A 10,498-nucleotide genomic window follows, 5' to 3' on the forward strand; every position below is an offset into this window, starting at 1 on the left:
ATCGAGAAGTTAAACAAAATTGTGGTATTGAACGCTGTCAGGCTCGCACGAGCCGAGCGCAAAGAAATCATATTTTTCTCGCTATTTCTGCGTGGTTTGAACAACATAAACGTCGTATATCTGAAAAAATAACCCTTTATCAACAAAATTGGGACGTAATCAAAAATGCTATTGCTGAGCACATCCGTGTTTTATTAGCGTACCCAAATTAGTTTTGTGCGAAACTCGTGTTCATGTTAAATATAATTACCCACTAATCATAAATGCAAACAAGAAATTTATTACTAATTTGGTTGCAATGCTGAATTTATTATTCTGCCAGGAATAAGCCATCCGTGACGAGAGTTTAGAAAATCACTAGCTAACATTATTTTTTTACCGGCCGGTTGTATTTTTAAGATATTTAAAATACCTTTCGCGGTTGCCACTTTGATCCCTGTTTTATCGGCACTTAAAATTGTTCCCGGTGGTGAAGCGTCAATTTCATGATCAATGACTTCGGCATACCAAACTTTAATAGGTTGATCTGCAACAATAAAATAACTTACTGGCCAAGGATTGAATGCCCGGATACATCGCTCAATTTCTTCAGCCGAAAGTGTCCAATCAATTAATGCTTCATCTTTATTCAGTTTTTCAGCATAGTTAGCGAATGTATCATTTTGCTCTTCTGGTTTTGCTTGACCTGAAGTGAGTAAATCAAGAGTATGTAGGAGTGCAATAGGGCCTAGTTTTGCAATTTTTTGATATAGGGTTGCGCTAGTATCTTTTAGTTCAATAGGGCAGCTAACTTTGTAAAGCATATCTCCGGTATCCAGACCAATATCCATTTGCATAATCGTAATACCGGTTTCTTTATCACCAGCCCAAATTGAGCGTTGGATTGGCGCTGCGCCTCTCCAGCGGGGTAGTAGTGAGCCATGAACATTCAGGCAGCCCATTGGTAGCATATTTAGTACAATTTCAGGTAAAATTAAGCCATATGCGACAACAATCATAACATCGGCATGCTGATTTTTAATCCAGCGCTGACTGTCTGCTGTTTTTAGAGTTGTTGGCTGAAAAATAGGAATATTATTTTCTTCGGCTAGCGTTTTTACTGGGCTTGATGCGAGTTTTCGCCCTCTTCCAGCTGGTTTATCAGGTTGTGTCAGAACGCCAACAATTTGATACTTATCCTTGATACCAAGTAATGCAGCTAAATGTTGTGCTGCAAAATCTGGGGTGCCGGCAAAAATGATTCGTAGACAGTCTGACACGTAAAGATCCCTATATTATAAAATATGATAAATATCATTTTGTTGTTTTAGCTTTTAGACGTTCAAGCTTTTCAATTTTCTGCCTAATGCGTTGGCGTTTTAATGCAGAAAGATAGTCAATAAATAATTTGCCATTTAGATGATCTATTTCATGTTGAATACAGATAGCAAGTAGATCATCAGTTTCTAATTCAAACTCTTTACCATTGACATCTAAGGTTTTAATTTTGACCCATTTAGCACGAGATACAAATGCCCGTTGTTCCGGTACAGAAAGACAACCTTCTTCAATTCCAGTTTCACCAGCTGTTTTTAGGATAACAGGATTTATAAGTACCAATCTTTCATTACGAGATTCTGAAACGTCTATAACAATAATTCTTTGATGAATATTAACCTGTGTTGCGGCTAAACCGATACCTTCTTCTTCATACATCGTTTCAAACATATCATTCACGATACGTTGTATTTCTGCATCAACTTTTTTTACCGGTTCTGCAATTTTGCGAAGACGCTCATCTGGGTAATGTAATATATTTAATACTGACATAAATGTTTAAAGCTATATCCAAAAAGTGAAACTTATTTAATACCTATTCTAGACATTTCTCATTATGATTGACAGTATTGGTTATAAATGGAACACACTTATTGCCAATTAAGTCTGGAAAGTATATGGATCCAATGGAAATATGGTTACGTATGAGAATGGTCTCTCATCTTTCAACTGTCAATGCTGCTGCAATTGTAGAGAAACTTATTGCATTGAATAATGTTAAAATTGCTTCTCTTCGGGCATGTGGGTTATCACCGAATCAATGTATACAATTTACTCATGCAAATTCAAAAGCTATTTATGCGGCAATGAAATGGCTTGATGTAAGCGAGCATAAACTCATTACGTTATCCGATCCAAATTATCCATATTTATTAAAACAGATATATTCGCCACCAATTATACTCTTCGTTGCTGGTAAAGAGAAAGCGCTTTCTTCTACTCAAATTGCTTTGGTAGGGAGTCGTTATAATGATTTTTATGGTGAGAAATAGGCTCAAATATTTAGTCAGGAACTGGTACATCACAAATTTACAATTACCAGTGGTTTAGCAATAGGTATAGATGGAATTAGCCATAAAACTGGATTAAAACATGATGGAATAACTGTTGCTGTATTAGGTGCTGTCGTCACAAGATGAACATACCGAGATATAGTATATTTAACATTCAATTTATGGTCGAAATTTACTCACCACCATGCCTGTAAGATGATTTATTTAATCAAACTTATGATGTAAATCTACCTTTTCTCTGTTGTTTTTGTTTAAAAAAAAACAAACGATACTTCTCTTTAACTCGTGACGACAGCCCCTAACAGTAAGCAACTAAAGCATCATTTAGTGATATAAAAACAGATAAAAGGCGAGTTCCTTAACCAAAAATTCTATTATTAAAATATTTAACAAATGCTTCAATATTTTCTCCAGCTTAAAATTTAATTCATAACATTCAATTTCTTCATAAAATTTCTCTATTTATTTACCACTAGCTAACACTGTTGTTTAGTAGAAGTTTTTATACTAAATAACAGTTGCTAAATTTTATTTACCATATTCTCTGCTATATCTTTTCTTGGTTGAAATATTATCTTATTGCAGTATTTGATATAAAAAAGTTTTACTTTAACTAACTATTTATATTAGTTAATACCACAATGAAAAATTATCCAATATTATATTAATATCTAATAAAATAAATTTTTATATCAATCTAAGTCGATTTAAAATTACTTTAAGTAAAATATAGTGGGTGTTTTTATCGATTATAAGCGGCAATAAACCTTCTCGGCGTCCATCGCAAACAAATTTGACCCAAAAAATAAAAAGACTATTATATATCTCTCGCTTGCTGTTATTATTAGCCCTATTATCGATTACTATAAAAATTTGCAACCATGGATAAATTTACCCGTCCTAAACTAACGCTGCCTAATGGCGCAAATAAATTATTACTGCATTCTTGTTGCGCTCCTTGCTCAGGTGAAGTAATGGAAGCATTAAGTGCTTCAGGTATTGATTATACTATTTTTTTCTATAATCCAAATATTCACCCACAACGAGAATATGAGATCCGCAAAAACGAAAATATTCGTTTTGCCGAACAGCATAATGTGCCATTTGTTGATGCTGATTATGATAGTGATAACTGGTTTGCACGTGCCAAGGGGATGGAGCAAGAACCTGAGCGTGGAATTCGTTGCACTATGTGTTTTGATATGCGATTTGAGCATACCGCTCTTTATGCTGCCGAGCATGATTTTAGCATTATCTCCAGTTCATTAGGTATTTCTCGCTGGAAGAATATGCAACAGATCAATGATTGCGGTAAGCGTGCCGCCAGCCATTATGATGGCCTAACTTATTGGGACTATAACTGGCGTAAACAAGATGGTTCCGCAAGAATGGTAGAAATTAGTAAGCGCGAGCAATTTTATCAACAAGAATACTGCGGTTGTATCTATTCTCTGCGTGATACCAATAAACATCGGCGCACACAAGGGCGGGAGATTATCCGCATCGGCGTTAAATATTATACTGACGACAAACAACCCTAATCAGGCAAGCGTTGAATATTATATTGGCGACAAATAATAGATCGAACAAAAAATAGCAATGCCTGGCTTCAGACGGGCATTGCTATTTATCCAATTTGCTAAACTATTTACCAGGCCGTAATGCTGGAAACAGAATAACATCACGAATTGTATGACTATTGGTTAGTAGCATGATCATCCGATCAATACCAATGCCTAAACCGGCCGTTGGTGGCAATCCATGCTCCAGTGCAGTGATATAATCTTCATCATAAAACATGGCTTCATCATCACCCTCATCTTTCTGACGAACCTGCTCAGCAAAGCGTTCAGCTTGATCTTCTGCATCATTAAGCTCAGAAAAACCATTACCAATTTCACGACCACCAATAAAGAATTCAAATCGATCGGTAATAAAGGGATTATTATCATTACGACGAGCCAAAGGAGAAACTTCTGCCGGATATTCAGTAATAAATGTCGGTTGGATCAAATGGCTTTCCGCCACTGCCTCAAAAATCTCACACTGCAGACGGCCTAATCCCCAGCCTTTTTCTACCTCAATATTGAGTGATTTTGCAATGATTGTCGCTTTAGCCAGATCATCCAAATCAGCCGGATCAGTTTCGGCACGATATTTAACTATCGCTTCTTTCATCGTCATTTTGCTAAAAGGCTGCCCGAAATCAAATGAATGCTCACCATATGTTACCTGGGTTGTGCCTAATACTTCTTGCGTTACAGTTTTAAATAACTCTTCGGTTAACACAATAAGATCTTTATAATCAGCATAAGCCATATACAGTTCCATCATGGTAAACTCTGGATTATGCCGTGGCGAAATGCCTTCATTACGAAAATTACGATTAATTTCAAAAACTCGCTCGAATCCGCCAACAACTAAACGTTTCAAATAAAGTTCTGGCGCAATACGCAGATACATATCAATATCTAACGCATTATGATGAGTAATAAATGGACGTGCTGCGGCACCACCCGGTATAACCTGCATCATGGGTGTTTCAACTTCCATGAAATCTTTACTAACCATGAAGTTACGTAAAGCCGACAACACACGTGAACGCGTAATAAAAGTCTGGCGTGATTGTTCATTAGCAATAAGATCGAGGTAACGTTGGCGATAACGCGTTTCCTGATCTGCCAGCCCATGGAATTTATCTGGCAAAGGCCGTAATGCTTTGGTTAATAAATAGATTTCATGCGCATGGATGGTTAACTCACCTGTTTGGGTCTTAAATAATTTACCCTTAACACCAAGAATATCGCCCAGATCCCATTTCTTAAACTGTTCGTTATAAATACCTTCTGGTAAGTCATCGCGAGAAACATAAATCTGAATACGACCACCCATATCTTGTAAAGTCGCAAAAGAGGCTTTACCCATGATACGGCGTGTGATCATTCGCCCGGCAACAGAGACGTCAATATTCAGTGCAGTAAGTTCTTCCGCATGGTTTTCATCATATTTACCATGCAAATCGCCAGATAAATACTCACGGCGAAAATGATTAGGAAAAGCAATGCCATTACCACGCAATCCGGCCAGTTTTTCACGCCGAGTTTTTAATTCATTATTTAAATCAAGGGACCGCTCAGTACCCTGTTGTTGTTGAGACATCTTTTTTCCTCATAGGCCAGCTTTTAAGCTTGCTTCAATGAATTTGTCCAGATCACCATCCAGCACAGCTTGGGTATTGCGATTTTCAACACCGGTTCGTAGATCTTTAATTCGAGAATCATCCAGCACATAAGAACGAATTTGGCTACCCCAGCCAATATCAGATTTATTTTCTTCTAATGCTTGTTTATCGGCATTTTTCTTTTGCATCTCTAGTTCATATAATTTTGCTTTTAGCTGCTTCAATGCCTGATCTTTATTCTTATGTTGAGAACGATCATTTTGACATTGGGTAACAATGCCAGTTGGAATATGGGTTATACGCACCGCTGACTCTGTTTTATTAACATGTTGGCCACCAGCCCCAGACGCCCGATAAACATCAATGCGTAAATCTGCCGGATTGATTTCAATATCTATATCATCATCCACTTCAGGATAAATAAACGCTGAGCTAAATGAGGTATGGCGGCGACCACCTGAATCAAAAGGGCTTTTACGCACTAATCGATGAACACCGGTTTCAGTCCGTAACCAACCAAAAGCATACTCACCAATAATCTTTATCGTGGCAGATTTTAAGCCAGCAACATCACCATCTGACGCTTCAATAATCTCTGTTTTAAAACCTTTTGACTCTGCCCAACGAAGATACATGCGCATCAACATGCTAGCCCAATCTTGCGCCTCAGTTCCTCCTGAGCCTGCCTGTAAATCAAGATAACAATTAGCACTGTCATACTGCCCTGAAAACATACGACGAAATTCTAATTGCCCCAGTTTTCCTTCCAGCTGCGTTAACTCCGCCACCGCCTCATGAAAAGTTTCTTCATCATCGGCTTCAATTGCCAAATCGAGCAAACCAGATACATCGTCTAAACCTTGTATCAAGGCATCAATAGTTTCTACTATTGCTTCAAGAGAAGAACGCTCCTTACCCAACGCTTGGGCTCGCTCTGGTTCGTTCCACACATCAGGCTGCTCAAGTTCTGCATTCACTTCTTCCAAACGTTCTTTCTTGGAATCATAGTCAAAGATACCCCCTCAAGATCTTCGTCCGCTCAGACAGATCCTGAATTTGGTTTTTTATTGGATTAATTTCAAACATACCCTTATATCTTATTTATGTTATTTTCATTAAAAGTCATAAAAATATAAACCGCCTATTGTAGCGGATCTGATTGCTGGATTATAGTTTTTCAGTCAATATGCTTCATGATAACTCATATTACCGACCAATTAGCCGCTTTTAGTCAGTAACTGCCACTATAAGAATAATGCTTTAAATCTAACTACTTGTAACTAGTGGCAGAAAAATAGTGATTATAATAAGGGAAATCATGACTATACCTACCACTGTTGATGGTCAAAATAGACTAAATACTATTCGCAAGGCCACAAATGCTGAATGAGTAACTGGATGTTACGATTACCACGATACTCATTCACATCAAGTTTATAAGCCAATTCGACCATTTTAATACTATTGTCAGGCCAATAAGCGGTATCAATATTAAAGGCGATGCCATCTATCATCGGACCACCAGCCAGTGGTTCTAACATCACTTTTAGATGACAATCACCGACAATACGTTGTTGCAGTAGGCGAAATTTGCCATCAAAAATTGGCTCAGGGAAAGCCTGTCCCCATGGCCCGCCATTTCTAATTAGTTCAGCAATATCCAATGATAACTCTTCATTATTTAGTTCACCATCACTCCAAATAACTCCTTCCAGCATATCGTTATCCAGTAGTTCTGCCATCAGATTAGCAAAGTTCTCTTGAAACTGAATAAACTTCTGCTCCTCCAGCGTTAATCCTGCCGCCATAGCATGGCCACCAAACTTTAAAATTAATCCCGGATTAAGTGTATCTAAGCGTTCAAGAGCATCCCGTAAATGCAAACCATAGATGGAACGCCCTGACCCCTTCAAAATCCCTTCGCCAGCCGGCGCGAAAGCGATGACCGGACGATGAAATCGTTCTTTGATCCGAGAAGCCAATATTCCTACTACTCCCTGATGCCATTCAGGATGATAAAGTACAAGACCATTGGGTATTTGATGACATTTTTTTTCTATTTGCTCAAAAATCTGCCAAGCCTCTTGCTGCATATCCTGTTCGATTTCGCGGCGGGTACGATTTAAACTATCTAATTCATTAGCCAATTTTCTAGCGTGAACGATATCATCAGTCAATAATAGTTCTACACCGATTGACATATCATCTAATCTTCCCGCTGCATTAAGCCGTGGCCCAATTGAGAAACCTAAATCATTAGCAACCAGACGACTGACATCACGTTTGGAAACTTCAATCAAGGCTTTGATCCCGACACAGCTTCGTCCCGCTCGAATACGATTTAAACCTTGATAGACTAAAATACGATTATTACTATCCAAGGGAACAACATCAGCCACCGTACCTAATGCAACCAAATCTAATAATTCAGCCAGATTAGGTATCCTACGTGTTTGTTGCTCAAACCAACCAGTCTGGCGCAACGCAGCACGTAATGCGGACATCAAATAAAAACTGACACCAACCCCCGCTAATGCTTTTGATGGAAAGTGACAATCAGCTAAATTAGGATTAATAATTGCTTCTGCACAAGGTAGGGTTTCTCCTGGTAAATGGTGGTCGGTAATAATCACTTTTATACCGTGTTGTTGAGCAACAGCAACGCCTTCATAGGAAGATATGCCATTATCAACGGTAATAATAAGTTGCGCTTTTCTTTTAATTACTTGATCAACAACCTGCGGGCTAAGCCCATAGCCATCTTCAAATCGGTTAGGAACCAAATAATCAAAATGACGATATCCGATCGCGCCCAGCGCTCGCAGTGTCAATGCCGTACTGGTTGCACCATCGGCGTCGAAATCACCGACCACTATAATTCGCCAATGTTCATTCAGAGCAGTGATTAACAACTGAACCGCTGTTTCAATACCATTAAGTGATTGGTAATTAAGCAATCCTTTTGCACCTGTTTCTAACTCATTTTCTGATAACACACCTCTCATAGCGTACAAACGGCGTAATACCGGAGACAAATGAGTAGGAAGGTGGCTATCATTTGCTTTCGGTCGGCGACGAAGCTGTATTTTCATATTTATTGTTAACTCATTATGATTTTTTCTTAAGTTTTTCTAACCCTTTAACTAAATCATCTGCAGTCATATAACCAGGTATTACTGTGCCATCTTCTAACACCATAGCGGGTGTTCCATTGATACCAAGCATATGACCGATATTAAATTGAGCGGCAATATCGACTGTTTTGCATTTTTCAATCGGAGAAATCGCTTCGCCTTTAAAAGCGTCTGTTAATGCTTTTTGTCGATTAGCGCTACACCAGATAGATGTCATTGTTTTAGCTGATTCGTGGTGAAGGCCATTACGAGTGAATGCCAAATAACGTATGCTGATACCCTTTTTATTATATTCTGCTATATCTTGATGAAATTTCTTGCAATAACCACAGGTAACATCGGTAAACACGGTGACAACATATTTTTCCTCTGGTGCTTTAAATATGATCATCTGGTCACTCATTGCTTCTATTTTCTTTGCCAAGATCTGATTTGTAACATTAACCGGCATTTGACCACTTAAATCATAAATAGGCCCTTCTAATAAATACTTACCGTCTTCAGTCACATAAACCAGACCTTGGCTAGTAATTACTGTACTTAAACCTACAATAGGTGACGGATGGATATTCTCAGTTTCTATGCCCATTTTATTCAATGTTCTTTTAATTGCCACATCATCAGCCAATGCAGAATGTGACATTGCGGCCAGAAGACCAATTAACCATACGATATTTTTTTTCATTTAGAATTTCCTTTATCCTCAATCAACCTCGAGGATGATGTTGTTGATGCAATTGCCTTAAACGCTCTGTGGCAACATGGATATAGATCTGGGTGGTAGAAAGATCACTATGTCCAAGTAACATTTGTACTACACGGAGATCTGCCCCATGATTCAGCAAATGGGTGGCAAAAGCATGTCTTAATACGTGAGGAGAAAGTTTTTCACTATCAATTCCAGCAATTGCTGCATAATGTTTAATCCGATGCCAAAAAGTCTGACGTGTCATTTGCGTACCTCTTTTACTCGGAAATAATACATCATTAGTCAATCCATTAAGTAAGATTGGACGACTTTCGGTTAAATAAGTTTCCAACCAATAAATAGCCTCTTCACCCAAGGGTACCAATCGTTCTTTATTACCTTTTCCCACTACCCGAATAACACCCTGACGTAAACTAATATCTGTTAATGTTAGCCCAACCAGTTCAGAAACACGTAGCCCACATGCATAAAGCACCTCAAGCATCGTTTTATCTCTTAATTCAATCGGATCATTAGTGATAGGTGCATGCAGTAAATCTTCAACTTGTTTCTCATTAAGATCCTTAGGCAGCCGTTTTGGCAATTTAGGTGCCGACAATTGTGCCGTCGGATCATCGGTGCGCAGTTTCTCACGATAGAAATACTGAAATAAGCGTCGCATGGCACTCAGTAAACGAGCAGAACTGGTGGCTTTATAACCGCCCTCTACCCGTTCTGCCAGAAAAGATTGTAAATCCATAATCTCCACCGTAAGCAGATCATGACCATAGCGCGATAACCAATTAATTAATGCTTGTAAATCAGTACGGTAAGAAGAAAGCGTATTAGCGGCTAAATTGTGCTCAAGCCAAATAGTATCGAGAAATTGTTCTATCAACGGATGACTATCTCTATTTTTTTCAGTTGACACAACAGCACTCCTAGTAAATTAATTGCACCATATTATGCCTCAAAAAATGCTTTCTGCCACAATGTCATCTTCACATTTATGAATATTGGGCACCTCGAAAAACCTAAGCCGAGTTTGATTTTGCTGATAAAGTTATCGGAAGCTGGTCTACTGAGCTAACCACCATGAAGAAACGCAGCGCCATTAAGAATGACCTCTTTGCAAACCAGTATCACCAACAGACGATCGACAAGT

General features: G+C 38.4%; 8 protein-coding genes and 2 pseudogenes. 3 read left to right on the forward strand and 7 right to left on the reverse strand.

The window, feature by feature from the left end:
• Positions 1-212, forward strand: a pseudogene (locus tag CBG25_RS16545) (hypothetical protein); the annotation flags it as partial.
• Positions 213-284: 72 nt separating this feature from the next.
• On the opposite strand, the gene fmt reads toward CBG25_RS16545, so the two are convergent.
• Together fmt and def are read right to left on the reverse strand one after the other, a co-directional pair.
• Positions 285-1,259, reverse strand: a complete 975-nt coding sequence (gene fmt / locus CBG25_RS16550; RefSeq protein WP_290607963.1) for a methionyl-tRNA formyltransferase — start codon at positions 1,257-1,259, stop codon at positions 285-287.
• A gap of 34 nt (positions 1,260-1,293) precedes the next feature.
• Positions 1,294-1,809, reverse strand: a complete 516-nt coding sequence (gene def / locus CBG25_RS16555; protein WP_290607965.1) for a peptide deformylase — start codon at positions 1,807-1,809, stop codon at positions 1,294-1,296.
• Positions 1,810-1,967: 158 nt separating this feature from the next.
• Between def and CBG25_RS16560 the strand changes: the two are divergent.
• Positions 1,968-2,456, forward strand: a pseudogene (locus CBG25_RS16560) (DNA-processing protein DprA).
• Positions 2,457-3,211: 755 nt separating this feature from the next.
• Positions 3,212-3,871: an epoxyqueuosine reductase QueH gene (locus CBG25_RS16565; protein WP_290607967.1), complete on the forward strand. Its 660-nt coding sequence runs from the start codon at positions 3,212-3,214 to the stop codon at positions 3,869-3,871.
• Positions 3,872-3,974: 103 nt separating this feature from the next.
• Here the strand turns inward: CBG25_RS16565 and lysS are convergent, their stop codons facing one another.
• The 5 genes from lysS to xerD form a co-directional block, all read right to left on the reverse strand.
• Entirely contained in the window at positions 3,975-5,489 is a 1,515-nt protein-coding gene (lysS, locus tag CBG25_RS16570) for a lysine--tRNA ligase (protein WP_290607969.1), read from the reverse strand.
• A gap of 9 nt (positions 5,490-5,498) precedes the next feature.
• Positions 5,499-6,597, reverse strand: a protein-coding gene (gene prfB / locus CBG25_RS16575; protein ID WP_290607971.1) for a peptide chain release factor 2 whose coding sequence is annotated in 2 segments (ribosomal slippage) — positions 5,499-6,521 and positions 6,523-6,597 — 1,098 coding nt in all. Because the reading frame shifts where the segments join, the coding sequence is not laid out codon by codon here.
• Positions 6,598-6,872: 275 nt separating this feature from the next.
• The gene (gene recJ, locus CBG25_RS16580) at positions 6,873-8,609 is read right to left on the reverse strand and encodes a single-stranded-DNA-specific exonuclease RecJ (protein WP_290607974.1); all 1,737 of its coding nucleotides are present in this window, start codon (positions 8,607-8,609) and stop codon (positions 6,873-6,875) included.
• Positions 8,610-8,619: 10 nt separating this feature from the next.
• The gene (dsbC, locus tag CBG25_RS16585; protein WP_290607972.1) at positions 8,620-9,330 is read right to left on the reverse strand and encodes a bifunctional protein-disulfide isomerase/oxidoreductase DsbC; all 711 of its coding nucleotides are present in this window, start codon (positions 9,328-9,330) and stop codon (positions 8,620-8,622) included.
• Between the two features lie 22 nt (positions 9,331-9,352).
• Complete coding sequence (gene xerD / locus CBG25_RS16590; RefSeq protein WP_290607973.1) at positions 9,353-10,264, reverse strand: site-specific tyrosine recombinase XerD; 912 nt, start codon at positions 10,262-10,264, stop codon at positions 9,353-9,355.
• Positions 10,265-10,498 lie beyond the last annotated feature (234 nt).

The organism is Arsenophonus sp. ENCA (genome assembly GCF_002287155.1).
Lineage (GTDB): Bacteria > Pseudomonadota > Gammaproteobacteria > Enterobacterales > Enterobacteriaceae > Arsenophonus > Arsenophonus nilaparvatae.

Bases quoted from the DNA above. Each gene is read 5' to 3' on its own strand.
- def (WP_290607965.1), bottom strand. From the start codon at position 1,809: ATGTCAGTATTAAATATATTACATTACCCAGATGAGCGTCTTCGCAAA.
- CBG25_RS16565 (WP_290607967.1), top strand. From the start codon at position 3,212: ATGGATAAATTTACCCGTCCTAAACTAACGCTGCCTAATGGCGCAAAT.
- lysS (WP_290607969.1), bottom strand. From the start codon at position 5,489: ATGTCTCAACAACAACAGGGTACTGAGCGGTCCCTTGATTTAAATAAT.
- dsbC (WP_290607972.1), bottom strand. From the start codon at position 9,330: ATGAAAAAAAATATCGTATGGTTAATTGGTCTTCTGGCCGCAATGTCA.